Consider the following 19,815-nt stretch of genomic DNA (forward strand, 5'->3'; position numbering starts at 1 on the left):
CCGCTGACACCGTCGAAAGGCCACGTGTGGCCGGGTCCGGACAGTCGAAAGGCCACTTCTCGCGACGAGAAGTGGCCTTTCGATGTCGGTGAGGCGGCAAATCGTGGCCTCTCGACGGTTGGAGGGGCGGGTTACTGGGCCTTGACGACGTCGACGTCCGCGGCGCGCACGAACGCGAAACGGTGGCCGAGCGAGATCTGGTAGTAGCGGTCCTGACCCACGACGTCGAGGTGGTCGTTGGGGGTGTCGGGTGAGAACGTCACGGCGCGGTAGTAGTCCGTCGGGACCGTCAGGTCACCGACGGCATACCGCTGGCCCGCCGCGAAGGAGTACTGCAGCGGGGCGAGCGCCTGCACGGGGATGCCGGCCGGGTAGGCGGACGCCTCGGGGTAGGCGCGACCGTAGACGGGCGCCTTGGCGAGGCCAGCCTTCGGCACGACGTAGGAGCCCTTGACCGGGACGGCCGTCGGGGCGGACGCCGGGTTGAGGAACCAGCCCTCGACGCCGTTGAACCAGATCGCCGTCCAGTCGCCCTGGTGCTCGGCGACGGCGAAGGTCAGGCCGGCCTGGGCACGCGCGCCGATGTCGGAGACCGACGTCGTCGACGGTGCGCCCTTGGAGTTGCGACCGATGTCGTTGACGAGCGGCGCCGACTCCGACGGCGCGGTGTGCAGGTAGACGAAGTTCGTCGGCTGCGAGCCGCAGCTGTCGGCGACCGCGCCGTCGCAGTACGTCACGGTCTGCCGGTTGTCCTCGAAGCCGGGCAGGATGCGGACGAGGTCCTTGGCGGCACCGGAGGTGTGCGACTGCAAAGGGGCACCGAGCAGCTGGAAGTAGTGCTCCCAGTTCCAGTAGGGGCCCGGGTCCCAGTGCATGCCGGCGACATTCGCGGGTGTGACCCCGGGAATCTGGTCGTGGCCGAAGATGTGCTGCATGTCGAGCGGGATGTCGTACTCCTTGGCGAGGTAGCGCACCAGACGCGCCGACGAGCGGTACATCGGCTCGCTGAACCACTGCGCCCCCGTCGCGGCGAAGCCCTCGTGCTCGAGCCCGATCGAGTGGCCGTTGATGTACCAGTTGCCGGCGTGCCAGCCGACGTCCTTGGCCTGGAGGTGCTGCGCGACGTGCCCGTCGGAGCTGCGCAGGGTGTAGTTCCACGCGAGGTACGTCGGGTCGGTCGCGAGCTTGAGGGTCGTGTCGTAGGTCGCCTCCGTGTTGTGGATGACGATGTTCGTGATCTTGGGCGCGGTCGGGCGGTTCGCGAGGTCGTGGTTGCCGTAGTCACCACCGCCGAGGTCCTGGTAGGGCGCGGGGACCCACTCGCAGTCGAGTCCGGGCGGGCAGTCGACGGGGCCGGCGTTCTGCTTCTTGTGCAGACCGAGTCGGCCGACCTGGGCTGCCTGCGGCTTCACGCTCGAGGGGACGAGCGAGACCTGCTTGCCGTCGACGGTCCGCCGCGAGGCGCCGGAGGCGATGACGGAGTAGGCGTCGTCGGCGAAGGCCGCGGCGACGTCCTGCTCGGTCGAGCCGGAGGCGTCGGCGACCGCGGCGTACCACTGCCCCGCGTCGGTGGACGCGCCCGTAGGCAGGCCGAGCCGCTTCTGCGTGGCCGCCAGCAGGGCAGCACCGCCACGGATGTTGGCGCGCTCGTCGGTGCGCAGGGCGGCCTCCGGCAGGCCGGTCAGGGTCGCGGCCCGGCCGAGCGTGTCGGCAGCGGGTGCCGGCGCCGGAGCCGGCGCGTCGCCCAGGCCCCGGCCCTCGGCTGCTGAGCCGAGGTTCGCGTCGACGAGATGCATCGGCCCGTAGCCGCCCGACGTGCTGTGCCCCGGGTTGAAGTCCCAGCGGGTCTGCGCGTACGACACGGCCTCGAGGACCGTGCGCGGCACGCCGTACTCGGCCGAGGCGGCCGCGAAGGCGCGCTCCCGGCTCGCCGGGTCGCTGCCCGCGCTCGCCCCGTTGGACGAGGTCGGGTCGGCAGCCTGCGCCGACGGACTGGCCACGGCCATCCCGGCGGCGACTGCTGCGAGCGCACCGAGCGCTGCCACGGACCGCCTCACTCTGCGGGCCCCTGGAGTTCGGTGCGGTGTGGAGTTGGGTATCACTCGATCGTCCCTTTCGTATCCGTATGACCGCAGGATCCGCAGCCGTCGACAAGGGTCATCGGCGTCGTCGTCCTGCGACTGGGTGCGCGTCCGACCCGGTCGGCACACACCTCTGAGACCGAGCATTCCCGTGCACCTTGAGGCCCGCCACTTGAAACCGTCACCCACCCGTCATCCCCGATCCACCGCGTCCGGCATGCACCGCCTTCCGGGAGGGAGCACCATGGTTCACATGGGGCGCGCACACGTGGGCGCGGGGTTGGCCATCGCAGGACTCCTTCTCGGGGGCTGCGGGGCCGACTCGCCCGGCGACCAGACTGACCCGACCTCCTCCACCGCCACGTCGTCGACACCGGCTCCACCGCGCGTCGGCGGCGGTGGGAACGATGCCCTCTCCGCCCCCTACGGGCCGGCGTTCCCGCTGACCCTGCGCCGCACCGGCGGGATGGCCGGCTTCGACGACCACGTCGTCCTCGACCTCGACGGCCGGGTCCATGTCGAGACGCGCACGGTCCACGGCCGCGTCTGCACGCTCGGCGCTCCCCAGCTGCGTCAGCTCGTGGCGCTCCTCGCCACCTTGCGCCTCGGCCCGCGCCCGAGCGAGGACCTGCCGTCCGGCGACGCGCCTGCTGGGGAGACCAGCGCGGTCAGTCCCGACCCCGTGACCGACCCGATCACCATCTCGGTGACCGACCACGAGGCGCGCCGGGTCGACCTCAGCGACCCTTCGCTCGGCGAGGTCTCGGGCCTGGTCGGCACCCTCGTCAGCGACGTCACGCTCTCGGTGCCCGCGACCACCCGCTGCACGACGTCGGCGAAGCCCGCCGTCGCGCCCGCTCCCTGAGCGCTCGCGCCCTGGGCGCCCGCTCCCCGGCGCTCGCCGTCGAGGAGTCACCCGCCACACGCACGAGGTCGGTATGCCGCGGGGCTGAGCCCGCGGCATACCGACCTCTGGGGATGGTGCGCGTGTCAGATGACCGAGCGCTCGCTCAGAAGTTCGTCGCGACGTCGTCCACGACGAAGCTCGTCTGCAGCGAGGAGTCCTCGGTGTCGGCGAGCTTCAGCGTGACGTTCGTGCCCTTGTAGGCCGTCAGGTCGATCGTCTTCTGGACGTAGGACGCCTTCGGCGTGGACAGGTTCGAGTAGCTCTGCTTCGTGACGCCGTTGATCTGCACCGTCGCCGTGTCGTAGGCGCTGGTCGTCGACGTCTCGGACGTGTCGATCCGGATCCAGTAGGTCAGGGTCGGCGAGGTGGCCGTGGACGGGACCGCGAAGGTCTGCGACTCGTTCTCCGAGCCGGAGACCCCGTTGCCACCGAGCCACATCTTGTACGAGCCGCTGTGGGCCGGGCGACCCGTGTCGTTGGTGATCGGGCCGGCGGTTCCGGTCCACCCGGTCTGGCCGGACTCGAAGCCGCCGTTCGTCAGCGCAGCACCCGTTCCGCCGCCCCCGCTCGTGCCGCACGTCTCGGTGCTGGCCGGTGCGGAGATGGCGCCCATCGCCTTGTCGACGGCGGTGCACTCGGCGGAGCCGACGCCGTAGAGGTCCTTGGCCGCCTTGATGACACCGGTGCGCGCCGCGGCGTAGTTGCTCGACGAGGTGAGGTACGTCGAGAGCGTGCGGTACCAGATCTTCTCGGCCTTGACGTGGCCGATGCCCGTCACGGTCGAGCCGTCACACGTGGGGCTGTTGTAGCTGACGCCGTTGACCGTCTTGGCGCCCGAGCCCTCGGAGGCCAGGTAGTACCAGTGGTTGAGCGGACCGGAGGAGTAGTGCGGGTCGAGGCTGCCGAGGGTCGAGCTCCAGCAGTCCTTCGAGGCGCCGTCCTTGCTCGGCTTGTCCATGTAGCGCAGCGGCGTGCCGTTGCCGTTGAGGTTGAGCTTCTCGCCGATGAGGTAGTCGGGCGTGTCGTTGGGGTTGTTCGTGTACCACTCGACGCCCGTGCCGAAGATGTCGGACGTCGCCTCGTTGAGGCCGCCCGCGTCCCCGGTGTACGCGAGACCAGCGGTGTTCTCGGTGACGCCGTGGCTCATCTCGTGACCGGCGACGTCGATCTCCACCAGCGGGGCGGCGTTGCCGGCGCCGTCGCCGTACGTCATCTGCGTGCCGTCCCAGAAGGCGTTGGAGTAGTTCTGGCCGTAGTGGACCCGGCTGCGGGCGCCGGTGCCGTTGTTCCAGATGCCGGCGCGGCCGAGCTGGGTGTTGTAGTAGTCGTACGTCTTGCCCGCGCCGTAGTGCGCGTCGACGGCGGCCGACTGCCGGTTGCTCTGCGCGCCCGTGCCCCAGACGTCGTCGGCGTCGGTGAACGTCGTCCCGTTGCCGGACGTGGCCTGGTTGAGGTCCGTCGTGTAGTTCCCGTGCGAGTCCTTCATCGTGTAGGCACCGGAGCTGCCCGAGGTCGCGAGCGACACGTTTCCGACGAAGATGCCGTTGCCGGTGCCCTCCTTGACGTCGTCCCAGCTCGTCAGGGTCTTGCCCGTGGTGGCGTCGACGATCGTGTGGAGCTTGGTCGGGGTCTGGTCGGCCTTGATGCCCTCGGTGATGACCTCATACGCCAGCTTGGGTCCGGTGGCCGACTGGAAGACGACGAGCTCACCCGGGGTGGCGGTCTCCTTGTTGGCCTTGGCGGCGGCGAGACCGGCCTGGTGCGCCTGGCTCTTGGAGACGGTCGGCGTCATCGTCGACGGGGTCACGCCCTTGCGGACGTTCCAGGTGACGCCCTTGACGGCGCCCGAGGAGTCCTTGTGGCTGACGAAGTCGCCGCCGATGACGCGGAGACCGTCGAGGGTGCGCTCGTACCGGACGTGGGTGGCACCGTCGGGGTCCGCGATGACGGACTTGACGATGAGCTTTTCGCCCGAGGCGAGGCCGAGGGCGCTGGCGGATGCCGCGGCTCGGGACTGCTCGGTCGTCTTGAGGCTCTGGGACTCGGGGGCAGGCGCCTTGTCGCGCCCTGCACCGGCCGCTGCGCCCGCCGGGATCGCCGGCGAGATGGCGAGAGCGAGGGCGAGCAGCCCTCCGGTCGCCAGCCCGGACTTCAGTCGATTCACTGGTTGCTCCTTGTCGAGTTGCGGCAGGTGGCCGCTCGAGAGAGTTCCGCCATCCCACGACTTGAGATCGGGCCGGAACGAGCGCGACGCTCGCAGCCGCGGAGAACACCGGTCAACGGCCTTGCCAAGTCTTTGCCATATGCGTTCCAAGTCCTGAGCGGCGCTTGGCGGCAAGGCGATTCGCCGCAGGGCGCGACTTGGTGATCTCTCAGAGTCGTCGGGACCCGCCGTCAGCCGGAGGTCTGAGCACCTTCCGAGCGTGCTCGGGCGCGGGCCAGGTCGGCCGGGGTGTCGACGTCGAGGGCCAGCTCGGCGGGGTCGTCGACGGACTGCGTGCGTATGCCGGATGCCAGCTCGCGCATGCTCCTTCCGTAGGCGTCACCGACCTCGTCGAGCCGGGCCCGCAGGGCCGGGAGTCGCCAGGCCGCGCAGAGCCAGTTCGTGCGGCCGTCGCGGTCGACGGTGACCCCGAGGTCGGCGTCGTCCAGGGCGCCCAGCAGTCGGTCGACGTGGGCGGAGGTCACGAACGGCAGGTCGGCGGCGAGGACCACGACGGCATCCGGAGGGGGCGCGTCGGCAGCGGCCGTCAGGGTCTCGACGGCGGTGGCCAGGCCGGCCACGGGACCACCGCCGGGCACCCGCTCGAGCACGACGCGTACGCCCTCCGGGACTCCCTGGCCGGGCCCCACGACGAGCGCCGGGCGGTGACCGGCGGCGTCGAGCACGCGCGCGACGAGCGGTCGGCCGCCCACGTCGAGCAGCGGCTTGTGCGAGCCCATGCGCCTGGACGCGCCGCCCGTCAGGACGACGACGACTGCGGACGTGGCGGCTGGGGCAGGTGGCACTCTCGGAGTCTGGCACGGAGTCTGGCAGGCTGAGTCCATGGGACGGGTGACGGTACGGCGCAGGGTCACGACGATCGATCTCGCGACCCCGTCGACGACGACCCACCCCGACACGCTCACCGTCGAGGAGCCGCTCGAGCTGCGCGTCAACGGGACGCCGCTCACGGTCACGATGCGCACGCCGGGGCACGACATCGAGCTCGTGCACGGCTTCCTCATGGCGGAAGGGCTGATCCGGTCGGCCGACGACATCGCGCTGGCCCGCTACTGCGAGGGCGCGGTCGTCTCCGGCGAGAGCGGGTTCGACGAGAACACCTACAACGTCATCGACGTGACCCTGGCGCCGGGTGTGGCGGCCCCGGCAGCCTCTGCGACGCGCGCCTTCTTCACCAACTCGTCGTGCGGGGTCTGCGGCAAGGCGAGCATCGAGCAGCTGCGGGCACAGTCGGCCTTCGACGTGCGTTCGGACGCAACGGAGTTCGCGGCCAAGGTCATCGCCGAGCTGCCCGACGCGCTGCGCGGCGAGCAGCGGTCGTTCGACAAGACGGGCGGCCTGCACGCGGCCGGACTCTTCACCGCCGACGGCGAGCTGCTCGTCGTGCGCGAGGACGTCGGTCGGCACAACGCCGTCGACAAGGTCGTCGGATGGGCGCTGCAGAGTGGCCGCGTCCCCGGCGTCGGGTGCGTGCTCGTCGTGTCGGGTCGCGCGTCGTTCGAGCTGACGCAAAAGGCGATCATGGCCGGGATTCCTTGTCTCGCAGCGGTTTCCGCACCGTCGTCCTTGGCTGTGGAGTGCGCCGAGGACGCCGGCATGAGCCTGCTCGGCTTCGTGCGCGGGAGCCGCCTCAACGTGTATGCCGGCGCGCACCGCATCACGACCGACTGACCACCGACGTCCACCCGAGCACTTGGAGGCACCACCGTGGCGATCTTCGCGATCCACTACACCTACCCCGACGACGTCACCGAGATGCTGACGATCCGGCCAGAGCACCGCGAGTTCCTCGCCGGGCTGTCGGGGCTGCTCGTCGCAGGGATGTACCAACCCGGCATCGACGAGGTGAGCGAGGGTGAGCCGACCGACCAGGAGCCTGCGAACGCTGCGCTCATCGTCTACTCGGCCGATTCGCTCGAGGCCGTCGCGGAGACGTTCGACCAGGACCCCTACTGGCTCGGCGGGCACATCCTGCGACGCGTCGTGCGCCAGTGGGACCCGCCGCTGGGGCCCTGGGTCGCGGACCCGACCAACTCCCCGGGCTGACTTCGCAGGGGGCTCATCCACCTCCAATTCGCTTGTCTTTCAGGCGAACTGGTTGTGGATGAACCTTCTGGTGTCGCCTTCGGTCAGGTAGAATCGAACACATGATCGACGACGCGACGGTGGTGACGACGGAGGGCCTCGAGGCCCTCGTGTCGGCGCTGTCGCGGGTCGGGTTGGACGACGAGTCCGATCAGGTCCGGGTCGACCAGCTCACGGCGCTGGAGCGAGTGAAGTCCGCGGTGGCGGCGGCGCAGGTGCGGGTGACGGCGGCGTTCGTGGACTCCCAGGAGCAGGTCGCGCAGGCCTGGTCGGAGCGGGCGCGGGAGTGCTCCGACGCCGGGGACTTCGACGGGTGGCGGGCCGCGCGGGAGCGGGCCCGCGCCGCATCCTTCGACGACGAGAGCGCCGGCCGCGACGCCGACAGCCGCTCCCAGCGGCGACGGCGTCGGCCGTCGGGGCTGACCGGGGTCGCGGCCCAGGTCGCGCTGGCCCGGCACGAGTCACCGTTCCGGGGCGCCGGGCACGTCCGGCTCGCGCTCGCGCTCACCCGCGAGATGCCGCACACCCTGGCCGCGCTCGAGGCCGGCGAGCTGAGCGAATGGCGCGCCCAGATCATCGTCCGGGAGACCGCCACCCTCACGGGCGAGCAGCGGTCCCTGGTCGACGCCGAGGTCGTGGGTGACCCGACCCAGCCCGTGGCGGGACTCGGTGACCGCGAGCTCGGCCGCCGGGTGCGGGCCGTCGCGTACCGGATCGACGCCGCGTCGGTCATGGCCCGGGCTGCGAAGGCTGAGGCGGGCCGCCGGGTCACGCTGCGGCCCGCGCCGGACACGATGGCCTACCTCACCGCGCTGCTGCCTGTCGCGCAGGCTGTCGCCGCGCACGCCGCCCTGACCGCTGCCGCCGACACCGCTCGTGCTGCCGGCGACGAGCGCGGCAAGGGCCAGGTCATGGCCGACACCCTCGTGGAGCGGGTCACCGGGCAGGCGACCGCCGACGCGGTCCCGGTCGAGGTCCAGCTCGTCATGACCGACGAAGCTCTCCTCGCCGACGACGACACCCCCGCGCACGTCACGGGCTACGGCCCCGTCCCAGCACAGTGGGTCCGAGACCTCCTCAATCGGGCCGAGTCCGCCGTCGGCGCCGGTCCCCTCGGAGCGAACGTGTGGCTCCGCCGGCTCTTCACCCACCCGGTCACCGGGACCCTCGTCGCGATGGACTCGGTCCGCCGCACCTTCGACGGCGGCCTGCGCCGCTACCTGCTCACCCGCGACGCCGACACCTGCCGCACCCCCTGGTGCGACGCCCCAGCCCGCCACCTCGACCACATCCACGACCACGCCGACGGCGGACCCACCACCGACACCAACGGCCAAAGCCTCTGCGTGCGCTGCAACCACACCAAACAGCTCCCCGGCTTCACCGCCACCACCATCACCGGCCCGCAGCCCGGCGCACCCCACACCGTGCAGACCACCACTCCGACGGGACACACCTACACCTCCCACGCCCCACCCCTGCTCCCCGCCCGACCACCCCGCCCACCCGACCTCAGCCCGCCCGACCTCCGCGCGCCCTACCTCAGCCCACTCGAACGCGCCCTCACCCTCGCGCTGGCCGCCTGACGCGTCCCGGGCCCAGTCAGAGCTGCTGGGCCAGGCCCACCACGTGACCCTGGGGGTCCGCGATGAGCGCGAACGACACTCCCGGGACGGTGACCGGGTCCTGGACGACACGGCCGCCGAGCCGGGTCGCGTTCTCGATGGACTCGGCCATGTCGTCGACGCCCACGAAGAACGTGACGAGGTCATCGTCGCCCTGGAGCGGGCTGATGGCGGTGTAGAGCGCGTCCGGGACGCCGGTCTCGACGAACGTGTAGCCGGGGAAGGCTCCCTCATTGGGGTAGGTCCACCCGAACAGGTCGCCGAAGAAGGCGCGGGTCGCGTCGGGGTCGCTGGAGCGGATCTCGGCGTGGACGATGGGGTGACTCATGATGACCTCCTGGGGTTCGCGGCCACCGGCCGGTGACCGCTCACCTCCTTGACGAACGAGCGGCCCCGAAATCGACACCCGTGCAGCGTCAGAGGCGGGTGACCTGACCGGCCTCGACGTGCCAGCGCTCGTCGAGGCGCACGTTCTCGAGCAGGCGACGGTCGTGCGACACGAGCAGCAGCGCCCCGTCGTAGGAGTCGAGCGCCTCCTCGAGCTGCTCGATGGCGGGCAGGTCGAGGTGATTGGTCGGCTCGTCGAGGACGAGCAGGTTGACGCCGCGCGCCTGGAGCAGCGCCATCGCCGCCCGGGTGCGCTCGCCGGGTGAGAGCCGCCCGACGGCGCTGCCGACCTGGTCGGCCTTGAGTCCGAACTTGGCGAGCAGCGTGCGCCGATCGGCGGGGTTGATGTCGGGGACGGCCTCGCCGAACGCGTCGCCGAGCGGCAGGTCCTCGCGCAGCCCGGTGCGCGCCTGGTCGATCTCGCCGATGGCCACGCTCGCGCCCAGCGACGCGCTGCCGTCGTCGGGCGCGACCCGTCCGAGCAGCAGCGAGAGCAGCGTGGTCTTGCCGGCGCCGTTGGGCCCGGTGATGCCGATGCGCCGGCGCGCCTCGACCTGCAGCGACGCCGGCCCGAACGTCCAGTCGCCCCTGCGGACCACCGCCTCGTTGAGGGTCGACACGACCGAGCTCGACCGTGGCGCGGCCCCGATCGAGAACTGCAGCACCCACTCCTTGCGCGGCTCGGCGACCTCGTCGAGCCGGGCGATCCGCGACTCCATCTGTCGCACCTTGCGGGCCTGCTTCTCGGACGACTCGATGCTCGCGGCGCGACGGTTCTTGTCGTTGTCGGGGCTCTTCTTCATCGCATTGCGCACGCCCTTGGACGACCACTCGCGCTGCGTGCGCGCCCGCGCCTCGAGGTCGGACTTGGTGCCGGCATACGCCTCGTACGCCTCGCGGGCGTGCCGGCGGGCGACCTCGCGCTCCTCCAGGTAGGACTCGTAGCCGCCGTCGTGGACCGAGACGGAGTTCTGCGCGAGGTCGAGCTCGACGATGCGCGTGACGCAGCGGGCGAGGAACTCCCGGTCGTGCGAGACGAGCACGACGCCGCCCCGCTGGCCGTGGACGAAGGCCTCGAGGCGGTCGAGCCCTGCGAGGTCGAGGTCGTTCGTCGGCTCGTCGAGCAGCACGAGGTCGAAGCGGCTCAGCAGCAGCGCGGCGAGCGCCGCCCGCGCGGCCTGCCCACCCGAGAGGGAGGTCATGAGAGCGTCCGGCCCGACGTCGAGACCGAGCTCCGCGAGCATGGGCGGGATGCGCTCGTCGAGGTCGGGCGCTCCGCTGACGAGCCAGTGGTCGAGGGCGACGGCATACGTCTCGTCGGCCGTGGGGTCGTCGCCGCCGAGGGCAGCCGCGGCCTTCTCCATGGCGGTCGTGGCGGCCGTGGCGCCGGTGCGGCGACCGATGTGGTCGGCGACGGTCTCGCCGGGCACCCGCTCGTGCTCCTGCGGCAGCCACCCGACGAACGCGTCGGACGGCGCCGTCGTCACCGCGCCCGCTAGTGGAACGTCCTCGCCGGCGAGCAGGCGCAGCAGCGTCGACTTGCCCGCGCCGTTGGCGCCGACGACACCGACGACGTCACCCGGTGCGACCGTGAGGTCGAGGTGCTCGAAGAGGGTCCGGTGGGCGTGGCCCCCGGCGAGGTCCTTGGCCACGAGGGTCGCGCTCACGCCCCACAGCCTAGGGCCGCGCGGCCGGTGCCCCGTTCACAGCAGGTGGACCGTGACGACGTCGCCGTCGATGAGCTGGTCGACGGCCTCGGGCACCTCGATGAGGCAGTTCGCGGCGGCGAGCGCCGTGAGGTGCCGGGCGTCCGGGGCGCACACGGTCCCGTCGTCGTGGAGCACGCTCGTGAGGAACTGGACGCGCCCGGCGCGCGTGTGCCGGGTCCTGCCCGCGTATGCCGCGTGGCCGGGTCGCGCCGCCGGCACCCCGTGGCGTCGGTCGAGGGCGGGACGCACGAGGACGTGGAAGGCGACGAAGGCGCCGACCGGCGTCCCCGGCAGACAGACGACCGGCGTGGAGCCGAAGCAGCCGAGCCCCTGTGGCCCACCGGGCTGCATCGCCAGGTGCACGAAGTCGAAGGTCGGCAGCGGTGAGCACACCTGGCGGACGACCTCGTAGGCACCGGCACTGACGCCGCCGGTCGTGACGACGACGTCGATGCCCGGATCGGCGTCGAGCTCGCCGAGCAGCGAGCGGAGGTCGGTGGGCTCGTCGGAGCACACCTCGACCCGGCGCACGTCGCAGCCGGCGGCCTCGGCGAGCGCGGCCACCATGTCGGAGTTCGACTCGTGGATGCCCCCCGCGCCCGGGTCGGCCTCGGGCGGCGCGAGCTCGGCGCCGGTGGCGATGACGGCCACGCGCGTCGGCACGTGCACGTCGACGGTGGTGCAGCCGGACGAGCGCCCCAGGGCGATGAGCGCCGGCGTGACGGCGGACCCGGCCGCGGCGATGACCGACCCGGCCGTCACGTCCTCGCCGCGGGACCGCACGTGCTGACCCGGCGCCGGGTCGAGGTCGACGGTGACGTGCTGCGGCGCCGGTCCGGTCGGACTCGCGTCGGTGCGCTCGACCGGGACGACCGCGACGGTGCCGTCCGGCACCCGGGCCCCGGTCATGACCCGCGCCGCCTCGCCGGGCGCGAGCACGAAGTCCGGGGCGGAGCCGGCCGGCACGTCGCCGACCACCGGATAGCTGCGCTGGTCGGGCGCACCCGGGCACACGGCATACCCGTCCATTGCTGAGTTGTCGAAGCGTGGCAGGTCGTCGGCGGCGACGAGGTCGGCGGCCAGGCGCCGCCCCGCTGCATGGCGGTCCAGTGTCAACCGCTCCAGCGAGCCGTCGCCGAGGAGCCGCGCAACGGCGGCGCGGTGATCTGCGACGGACACGTGACCCACGTGCGCCAGTCTGTCGCATCCTGCGACGGCCGGGATCCCACCCCTCGCCGGGAGTACCGTCGAAAGGACCGGACTCTTCCGAGGAGGCTGTCATGCGCCTGAACCATCTGTGCGATGCGAACTGGACCTACGACCTCGTCCAGAGGGTCGAGCCCTCACCGGGTCGCGATGGCCGCGTCTACGGCCAGGGGACGGGCACGCTCACGGGGCGCCTGTCGGGGACGGCGACGTGGTCGAACTTCCCCCGCATCCGGGAGGGCTACGCCTCGCCGCACGCCCAGGGCGTCATCGAGGTCGACGGCGGCGGCATCGTCCTGTTCGCGCTGACCGGGCTCTCGTCACTGAGCGACGGCCGCGGCCTGCACGTCCTCACCTTCCAGACGGATACGCCGTCACACCTCTGGCTCAACGACGTGCTCGCGATCGGCGAAGGAGCCGTCGACCCCGTGCGCTACAAGCTCGCCATGCGCTACTACGAGTGCGAGGTCGAGCTGCCCCTGCCCAGCCTCGACGAGACCCAGGGCCTCAGCACTCGATGACGTTGACGGCGAGCCCGCCCCGCGCCGTCTCCTTGTACTTCACCTTCATGTCGCGGCCGGTCTCGCGCATCGTCTTGATGACCTTGTCGAGGCTGACGACATGGGAGCCGTCGCCGCGCAGGGCGGTGCGGGCGGCGGTGATGGCCTTGACCGAGGCGATGGCGTTGCGCTCGATGCACGGGATCTGGACGAGGCCGCCGACCGGGTCGCAGGTGAGGCCGAGGTTGTGCTCCATGCCGATCTCGGCGGCGTTCTCGACCTGTTCGGGCGTGCCCCCCATGACCGCGGCCATGGCACCGGCCGCCATCGAGCACGCCGAGCCGACCTCGCCCTGGCAGCCGACCTCGGCGCCGGAGATCGACGCGGTCTCCATGTAGATGACGCCGATGGCTCCAGCCGTGAGCAGGAAGCGGACGATGCCGTCGCGGTCGGCGCCGTTGACGAAGTTCACGTAGTAGTGCAGCACGGCCGGGATGATGCCGGCGGCGCCGTTGGTCGGGGCGGTGACGACGCGTCCACCCGACGCGTTCTCCTCGTTGACGGCGAGGGCGTAGAGGGTGATCCAGTCCATGCCACGCAGCGGGTCGTCGCTCTCTCCCTCGAGCTGGAGGCGCCGCGCCAGCTCGGGCGCGCGACGGCGCACGCGCAGCCCGCCGGGCAGAACGCCCTCGGTGGCGATGCCGTTGCGGACGCACTCCTTCATGACGCGCCAGATCTCGAGCAGGCCGGCGCGGACCTCCTGCTCGGTGCGCCACGACAGCTCGTTCTCGAGCATGATGCGGGCGATCGACTTGCCGGTCTCCTTGCAGTGGGCGAGCAGCTCGTCGCCGGTGCGGAACGGGTGCGCGACCGGGGTCGTGTCCTGCACGACCATCGTCGAGCCGTCGACGTCCTCGCCGACGACGAAGCCGCCGCCGACGGAGTAGTACGTGTGCTCGGCGAGCGTCAGTCCGGCGGCGTCGAGAGCCGTGAACGTCATGCCGTTCGGGTGCACCGGCAGGGTCTTGCGCCGGTGCAGGGTGAGGTCCTCGTCCTCGTTGAAGTCGATCTCGTGCCGCCCGAGCAGCGAGAGCCGCTTCGTCGCGCGGATCTCGGCGAGGCGCCCCTCGACCTTGCGCGGGTCGCACAGCTCGGGCCGCTCACCGGTGAGGCCGAGGAGGACGGCCTTGTCGCTCCCGTGCCCGTGACCTGTGGCGCCGAGCGAGCCGAACAGCTGCGAGCGCACCCGCGCGACCCGGTCGAGGACGCCCTCGTCGTGGAGCCGCTCCGCGAAGAGCGCCGCGGCCCGCATGGGCCCGACGGTGTGTGAGCTCGACGGGCCGATGCCGATCGAGAAGAGATCGAAAACGCTGAGCGCCATGGTGTCCTGACTTCGTGTCGTCGTTGACGTCTGTCGCCCAGGGGTGGCGGGCGACCCGATCGAGCCTACGTCCGGCGGGCCGTCCCACGCACATGCGTGGAGGGACCTCACCGTCGCAGGCCTGCCCCCTCCTTCGATCGAGGTGATCCGCGACCGTATGCCGTCGCGCATCACCTCGACCCGCCGCCCGTTCCCCCCGCCCCGCGTGTCAGGCGCGGGTGGTGGCGACGACCTCGTCGATGGGCTGGAAGCCGTCGTTGAAGGCAAGGATCCGACGGGCCGTCGACTCCGGGTGCTCGACGACCGAGCGGATGACGTGTGCGACGTTGTCGCGGGACACCTCACCGGCGACCATTCCCCCACCCGTCGCGATGTGGCCGGTGGCAGCGCCGGTCGTCAGCGCGCTCGGGCGCAGGATCGTCCACGCCAGGTCGGTGCCCTGCAGGTGCTCGTCGGCGGCAGCCTTGGCCTCGGCGTAGGCGTGGAACGCGTTGTCCTCGGGGACGCCGTGGTCGGGGCCGGCGCCGAAGTAGGACACCATGACGTAGCGCCCGACGCCCGCCTGCGTGGCGGCGTCCATCGAGCGGATCGCGGCATCGCGGTCGACGGCATACGTCCGCTCGGGGCTGCCGCCGCCGGCTCCTGCGGACCAGACGACGATGTCGCTGCCGCGCACGAGGTCGGCGATCTGCTCGGTCGAGCTGTTCTCGACGTCGAGCACGGTCGCTGTGGCTCCCGTCGCCTCGACGTCGGCCACCTGGTCCGGGTTGCGCACGACGGAGGTGACGTCGTGACCGTCGGCGACGAGCAGCGGGGCGGCGAGCAGGGCGACCTTGCCGTGGCCGCCGATGATGATCACTCGTGACATGGCCCCAGCCTCGCAGAGTCGCGCCTCAGAGACACGAGAAGCCGATCGAAAGAGCAATCCGTCCCCTCTGATGGGGACGGATTGCTCTTTCGATTGAGCGTGCGGGGGCGGTCAGCCGCCGCTGCTGCTGCCGCGGCCGATGAGCCAACCGATGACGATCCCGATGGCGGCGGCGACCGCATAGCCGGCGTAGCGCTGGATGAGCACCGGCATGACGGTCGAGCCGAGGTCGAGCGGTGCATCCTCCTCGAGGTCTGCCGGGACCCGGCGCGGCGGATGAGCCTCGTGCGCCGCCGCCGGGGCGGCGGGTCTCGGCGCGCCCGTGTCCGCGGCGAGCGCGTCGGAGCCCGTCTCGACGTAGGCGGTCGAGGCGGCCGCGGCCGACGTGTCCCCCACGACGGCCGGGACCACGGCCACCGGCACCTCCGGCTCCGGCGCGGCCGCAGGTCCCGTCAGCTGCTTCTCGATGCAGGCGACGAAGGCCTGGAGCAGCTTGTCCGAGACGTCCTGCATGACGCCGCGGCCGAACTGCGCCGGCTTGCCGGTGACGGCGAGGTCGGTGACGACGTCGGCCCGGGCGCCACCACCGTCGCCGTCGGGGCTCAGGGTGATGGAGACCGTGGCCCCGGCCGTGCCGTTGCCGCGCTTGTCCTTGCCCTTGGCCTCGATGACGGCGTGGTGCGCCGCGTCGTCACGCTCGACGAACGCGCCCGACCCGGTGTAGACGAGGGCGATCGGCCCGAGCTTGACCTTGACCATGCCGGAGAAGGTGTCGTCGGTCACCTCCGTCACGGTCGCCCCGGGGAAGCACCCGCCGACGCGTTCGAGGTCCATGAACAGGGCCCAGGCGTCGTCGACCGAGGTCGGCACGGTGAAGGAGTGCGTCAGCTCCATCCGGCGATCACGCTCCTGCCGCGGCGAGGACCGCGCGCCGCGTCAGCACCGTGGCGAGGTGCTTGCGGTAGTCGGAGTCGCCGTTGAGGTCCGAGGGCGGGTTGGTGCCCTCGGCCACCGACGCGACCGCCGCCCGGACGGCCTCGTCGGTCGCGGGCTGCCCGACGAGGGCCTCCTCGACCGAGCGAGCCCGCAGAGGGGTCGAGCCCATGTTGGTCAGGCCGACGCGTGCCTCGGCGATCGAGCCGCCCTCGCTGCGCACCGTTGCCGCCACGCCGACGATCGACCACTGGTGGCTGACGCGGACGAACTTCTCGTAGTGCGACCCCCAGCCGGTGTGCTTCGGGACGCGGATCTGCGTCAGCAGCTCACCCTCCCCGACGGCCGTCGTGAAGAGGTCCTCGAAGAAGTCCTCCGCCGCCACGGTGCGGGTCGAGCCGTCCGTGCCGGCGATGACGAGCTCGGCCCCCAGGGCGAGCGCCGGCGCACCGACATCACCCGCGGGGTCGGCGTGCACCAGGGCGCCGCCGATGGTGCCGCGGTGCCGGATCTGCGGGTCGGCGACGGTCTGGATCGCCTTGGACAGCAGGCCTGCATGGGTGGACACGGCCTCGGAGGCGAGGACGGCGGCATACGTCGTCATGGCGCCGATGACGAGGCGGTCACCGTCCTCGGAGATGCCCTGGAGCTCGGCGATCCGGCCGAGGTCGATGACGACGCCGGGTGCGTTGAGGCGCATCCGCAGGATCGGCAGCAGCGACTGGCCGCCGGCGAGCACCTTGGCGTCGTCGCCGTGCTCGGCAAGTGCTGCCACGGCCTCCTGGACGGTCGAGGGGGCGAGGTAGTCGAACTGGGCGGGGATCATGCCTGGCTCCCTTCACTGGCCGCACCGGGATCCTGGTTGGGCGCGCCTTCATCGAAGTGCGGTGCAGCCTCACGCTCGCCCTCGTGCGAGACGGGGTGGCCGGCCTGGATGGCCTTCCACACCCGCTCCGGCGTGCACGGCATGACGATGTCGTCGACGCCGAAAGGACGCACCGCGTCGACGATCGCGTTGACGACCGCCGGTGTCGAGGCGATGGCGCCCGCCTCACCGACTCCCTTGGTGCCCAAGGTGTTGTAGGTCGACGGCGACGTCGTGTGGTCGGTGACGAAGCTGATCGTGTCGGCCGACGTCGGCAGGGTGTAGTCGACGAACGAGCCGGTCACCAGGGTGCCCTGCTCGTCGTACTCCGCCCCCTCCCAGAGCGCTTGGGCGATGCCCTGGACGAGGCCGCCGTGCACCTGGCCCTCGACGATGAGCGGGTTGATGATGACGCCGATGTCGTCGACGCAGACGTACTTGCGCATCGTCGTGGCCCCGGTCTCGGTGTCGACCTCCATGGCGCACAGGTGGGTGCCGTGCGGGAAGGAGAAGTTGTCGGGGTCGAACGTCGCGTCGGCGTCGATCGTCGGCTCCACGCCTTCGGGGAAGTTGTGGCCGGTCCACGTCGCGAGGGCGATCTCGGCCATGCCGATGCCCTTGTCGGTGCCCTTGACCCCGAAGCGGCCGGCCGTGAACTCCAGGTCGTCGGCGCTCGCCTCGAGCAGGTGCGCGGCGACGACCTTGGCCTTCTCGATGACCTTGTCGGCGGCCCGGACGACGGCCTCGGCGCCCACGACGAGGGAGCGCGAACCGTAGGTGTCCATGCCCTTGGGCGCGATCTGCGTGTCGCCGTGCAGCACCTCGACGTCCTCGAACGGGACCCCGAGCCGGTCGGCGACGATCTGGCTCCATGCCGTCTCGTGGCCCTGGCCGTGCGGCGAGACACCGGTGATGACCTCGACCTTGCCGGTCGCGAGCATGCGGATGCTGGCGCTCTCCCAGCCGCCGGCGCCGTAGTTGAGGGCGCCGAGGATGCGTGACGGGGCGAGACCGCACATCTCGGTGAACGTCGAGATGCCGATGCCGAGCTGGACCGGGTCGTTGCTCTCGCGGCGGCGCTGCTGCTCGGCGCGCAGCTCGTCGTAGCCGAAGAGCTCCTTCGCCTTGGCGGTCGCCGCCTCGTAGTTGCCGGAGTCGTACGTCATGCCGGCGACCGAGGTGAACGGGAACTCGTCGTGCGTGATCCAGTTCTGCTGGCGGACCTCGAGCGGGTCACGACCGAGCTCGGCGGCGAGCTCGTCCATCATCCGCTCGATGGCGTAGGTCGCCTCGGGCCGACCGGCCCCGCGGTAGGCGTCGACCCACGTCTTGTTGGTCAGCAGCGTCCGCACGGTGAAGTGGTAGGCCGCGAACTTGTAGATGGAGTTGTACATCCACGCGCCGAGCACCGGGACGCCACCGCCGACGACGCCGACGTAGGCACCGAGGTCGGCGAGCAGCTCGACCTTGAGGCCGGTGACGGTGCCGTCCTTGCGGGCGCTGAGCGTCAGCTTCTGCCACTGGTCGCGGCCGTGGTGGCCCGAGAGCAGCGACTCCGACCGGGTCTCGGTGTACTTGCACGGCTTGCCCAGCCGGCGCGCCACGGCGATCGTCGCGAACTCCTCCGGCGTCGTCTGGAGCTTGCCGCCGAAACCGCCGCCCACGTCGGGCGCGATGATCCGCACCTTCGACTCGGGGATGCCGGTCGTCGCGGCGACGAGGAAGCGCAGGATGTGCGGCACCTGCGTCGAGCTCCACACCGTCATCTGCTCACCAGTCGGGTCGCACACCGTCGAGCGCGGCTCCATGAAGGCGGGGATGAGCCGCTGCTGACGGAACTCGCGCTCGATGACGATGCCGCCGTCACGGGCCTTGGCGATCTCGTCCTCGACGTCGGTGCCCGACCCCTGCGCCGCGGAGTCGAGGGTCCAGACGGCGGAGGTGTTGGTGCCGAGGTCGGGGTGCGCGAGCACCTCGTCCTTGACGGCCTCCTTGAGGTCGAGGACGGCCGGCAGCTCGTCGTAGTCGACGTCGACGAGCTCGGCGGCGTCGCGGGCCTCGGCCGCGGTGCGGGCCGCGACGACGGCGACGATCTCGCCGGCGCACGCGACGTGGTCGACGACGACGGGCAGGTGGTTCGGGGTCTTTTGCTCGTTGTTGAGCGGCCACGCGTTGGCGACGGCGCCCTGGACGTCCTTGATGTCGGCGCCGGTGACGACGGCGATGACACCCGGCGCAGCCTTGGCCTCGTCGGTGTTGATCGCCGTCACGGTGGCATGGGCGAAGGGGCTGCGCACCATGGCGAGGTGCAGCATGCCGGGCAGCTGGATGTTGTCGGTCCAGCGCGTCCGGCCGGTGATGAGGCGCTGGTCCTCCTTGCGGGTGCGCGCCTTGCCGATCTCGCCCGACGGCGTGTCAGCGCGGTCCTCGGTGATGGTCATGAGGACACCGCCTGCGAGCCGGCGCCGCTCATCGCGCCGGCCGCCTGCTGCACGGCCTTGACGATGTTGTGGTAGCCGGTGCAGCGGCAGAGGTTGCCCTCGAGACCCTCGCGGATCTCCTGCTCACTGGGGTCGGGGTTGTCCTTGAGGACGTCGCACGCCTGCATGATCATGCCGGGAGTGCAGTAGCCGCACTGGAGGGCGTGGCACTCGTGGAAGGCCTGCTGAACCGGGTGGAGCTCGCCATCCTTGGCGAGCCCCTCGATCGTCGTCACCTCGTGGCCGTCCGCCTGGACGGCGAGGACGTTGCACGACTTCACGCTCGTGCCGTCGAGGTGCACGGTGCAGGCACCGCAGTTGCTCGTGTCGCACCCCACGACGGTTCCGGTCTTTCCGAGGCTCTCGCGAAGATACTGGACCAAAAGGGTCCTGGGCTCGACCTCGTCGGAGTAGCTCACCCCGTCGACGGTCACATTGATACGGGTCATGCTTGTCGGTCCTCCTGCCACGCTGCAGTTGACATCGTTGACTTCCCCACGCGCAGTCTTTGTCACAAGTGACGAGTGCACAAGGGCTTCCCCGGATTCGAGGGCCCGAGCGAAG

General features: G+C 71.3%; 17 protein-coding genes. 5 read left to right on the forward strand and 12 right to left on the reverse strand.

The window, feature by feature from the left end; translation table 11 throughout:
• Positions 1 to 131: 131 nt before the first annotated feature.
• On the reverse strand, positions 132 to 2,045 hold the full coding sequence (locus AC1DIW_RS06000; protein ID WP_478106840.1) for an N-acetylmuramoyl-L-alanine amidase: 1,914 nt from the start codon (positions 2,043 to 2,045) through the stop codon (positions 132 to 134).
• A gap of 289 nt (positions 2,046 to 2,334) precedes the next feature.
• On the opposite strand from AC1DIW_RS06000, the gene AC1DIW_RS06005 reads away from it, so the two are divergent.
• The gene (locus tag AC1DIW_RS06005) at positions 2,335 to 2,946 is read left to right on the forward strand and encodes a hypothetical protein (protein WP_478106841.1); all 612 of its coding nucleotides are present in this window, start codon (positions 2,335 to 2,337) and stop codon (positions 2,944 to 2,946) included.
• Between the two features lie 145 nt (positions 2,947 to 3,091).
• Here AC1DIW_RS06005 and AC1DIW_RS06010 read toward each other — a convergent pair whose 3' ends face one another.
• Together AC1DIW_RS06010 and mobA are read right to left on the reverse strand one after the other, a co-directional pair.
• The gene (locus AC1DIW_RS06010) at positions 3,092 to 5,152 is read right to left on the reverse strand and encodes a M4 family metallopeptidase (RefSeq protein WP_478106842.1); all 2,061 of its coding nucleotides are present in this window, start codon (positions 5,150 to 5,152) and stop codon (positions 3,092 to 3,094) included.
• Positions 5,153 to 5,382: 230 nt separating this feature from the next.
• Complete coding sequence (gene mobA / locus AC1DIW_RS06015; RefSeq protein WP_478106843.1) at positions 5,383 to 5,997, reverse strand: molybdenum cofactor guanylyltransferase; 615 nt, start codon at positions 5,995 to 5,997, stop codon at positions 5,383 to 5,385.
• Positions 5,998 to 6,034: 37 nt separating this feature from the next.
• Here mobA and fdhD point away from each other — a divergent pair, with 37 nt between their 5' ends.
• The 3 genes from fdhD (at position 6,035) to AC1DIW_RS06030 (ending at position 8,883) form a co-directional block, all read left to right on the forward strand.
• On the forward strand, positions 6,035 to 6,883 hold the full coding sequence (fdhD, locus tag AC1DIW_RS06020; RefSeq protein ID WP_478106844.1) for a formate dehydrogenase accessory sulfurtransferase FdhD: 849 nt from the start codon (positions 6,035 to 6,037) through the stop codon (positions 6,881 to 6,883).
• A 36-nt stretch (positions 6,884 to 6,919) separates the two neighbouring features.
• Positions 6,920 to 7,258 (forward strand): YciI family protein, encoded by a 339-nt coding sequence (locus AC1DIW_RS06025; protein WP_442278616.1) that lies wholly within the window; start codon positions 6,920 to 6,922, stop codon positions 7,256 to 7,258.
• 101 nt (positions 7,259 to 7,359) lie between these two features.
• Entirely contained in the window at positions 7,360 to 8,883 is a 1,524-nt protein-coding gene (locus AC1DIW_RS06030) for an HNH endonuclease (RefSeq protein WP_478106845.1), read from the forward strand.
• Between the two features lie 16 nt (positions 8,884 to 8,899).
• Here AC1DIW_RS06030 and AC1DIW_RS06035 read toward each other — a convergent pair whose 3' ends face one another.
• The 3 genes from AC1DIW_RS06035 to AC1DIW_RS06045 form a co-directional block, all read right to left on the reverse strand.
• Positions 8,900 to 9,250 carry a VOC family protein gene (locus AC1DIW_RS06035; protein ID WP_442278614.1) on the reverse strand — a complete coding sequence of 117 codons (351 nt, stop codon included), beginning with the start codon at positions 9,248 to 9,250 and terminating at the stop codon, positions 8,900 to 8,902.
• An 88-nt stretch (positions 9,251 to 9,338) separates the two neighbouring features.
• Positions 9,339 to 10,976 carry an ABC-F family ATP-binding cassette domain-containing protein gene (locus tag AC1DIW_RS06040; protein WP_478106846.1) on the reverse strand — a complete coding sequence of 546 codons (1,638 nt, stop codon included), beginning with the start codon at positions 10,974 to 10,976 and terminating at the stop codon, positions 9,339 to 9,341.
• Positions 10,977 to 11,012: 36 nt separating this feature from the next.
• Complete coding sequence (locus tag AC1DIW_RS06045; RefSeq protein WP_478106847.1) at positions 11,013 to 12,206, reverse strand: molybdopterin molybdotransferase MoeA; 1,194 nt, start codon at positions 12,204 to 12,206, stop codon at positions 11,013 to 11,015.
• A 92-nt stretch (positions 12,207 to 12,298) separates the two neighbouring features.
• Here AC1DIW_RS06045 and AC1DIW_RS06050 point away from each other — a divergent pair, with 92 nt between their 5' ends.
• Complete coding sequence (locus AC1DIW_RS06050; RefSeq protein WP_478106848.1) at positions 12,299 to 12,745, forward strand: hypothetical protein; 447 nt, start codon at positions 12,299 to 12,301, stop codon at positions 12,743 to 12,745.
• Here the strand turns inward: AC1DIW_RS06050 and AC1DIW_RS06055 are convergent.
• The 6 genes from AC1DIW_RS06055 to AC1DIW_RS06080 all read right to left on the reverse strand — a co-directional run bounded on the left by AC1DIW_RS06055 (position 12,732) and on the right by AC1DIW_RS06080 (position 19,700).
• Positions 12,732 to 14,105 (reverse strand): L-serine ammonia-lyase, encoded by a 1,374-nt coding sequence (locus AC1DIW_RS06055; protein WP_478106849.1) that lies wholly within the window; start codon positions 14,103 to 14,105, stop codon positions 12,732 to 12,734. The genes AC1DIW_RS06050 and AC1DIW_RS06055 overlap by 14 nt on opposite strands.
• Positions 14,106 to 14,313: 208 nt before the next feature.
• A complete protein-coding gene (locus AC1DIW_RS06060) occupies positions 14,314 to 14,973 on the reverse strand; it encodes an NAD(P)-dependent oxidoreductase (protein WP_478106850.1) in 660 nt (219 codons plus the stop codon).
• Positions 14,974 to 15,084: 111 nt separating this feature from the next.
• A complete protein-coding gene (locus AC1DIW_RS06065) occupies positions 15,085 to 15,867 on the reverse strand; it encodes an SRPBCC family protein (protein WP_478106851.1) in 783 nt (260 codons plus the stop codon).
• Between the two features lie 7 nt (positions 15,868 to 15,874).
• Positions 15,875 to 16,732 carry an FAD binding domain-containing protein gene (locus AC1DIW_RS06070; protein ID WP_478106852.1) on the reverse strand — a complete coding sequence of 286 codons (858 nt, stop codon included), beginning with the start codon at positions 16,730 to 16,732 and terminating at the stop codon, positions 15,875 to 15,877.
• A complete protein-coding gene (locus tag AC1DIW_RS06075; protein ID WP_442278606.1) occupies positions 16,729 to 19,212 on the reverse strand; it encodes a xanthine dehydrogenase family protein molybdopterin-binding subunit in 2,484 nt (827 codons plus the stop codon). The genes AC1DIW_RS06070 and AC1DIW_RS06075 overlap by 4 nt, the downstream gene beginning before the upstream one ends.
• Positions 19,209 to 19,700 carry a (2Fe-2S)-binding protein gene (locus tag AC1DIW_RS06080; protein ID WP_442278605.1) on the reverse strand — a complete coding sequence of 164 codons (492 nt, stop codon included), beginning with the start codon at positions 19,698 to 19,700 and terminating at the stop codon, positions 19,209 to 19,211. The genes AC1DIW_RS06075 and AC1DIW_RS06080 overlap by 4 nt, the downstream gene beginning before the upstream one ends.
• Positions 19,701 to 19,815 lie beyond the last annotated feature (115 nt).

This window comes from Terrabacter sp. 01T434 (assembly GCF_056398545.1).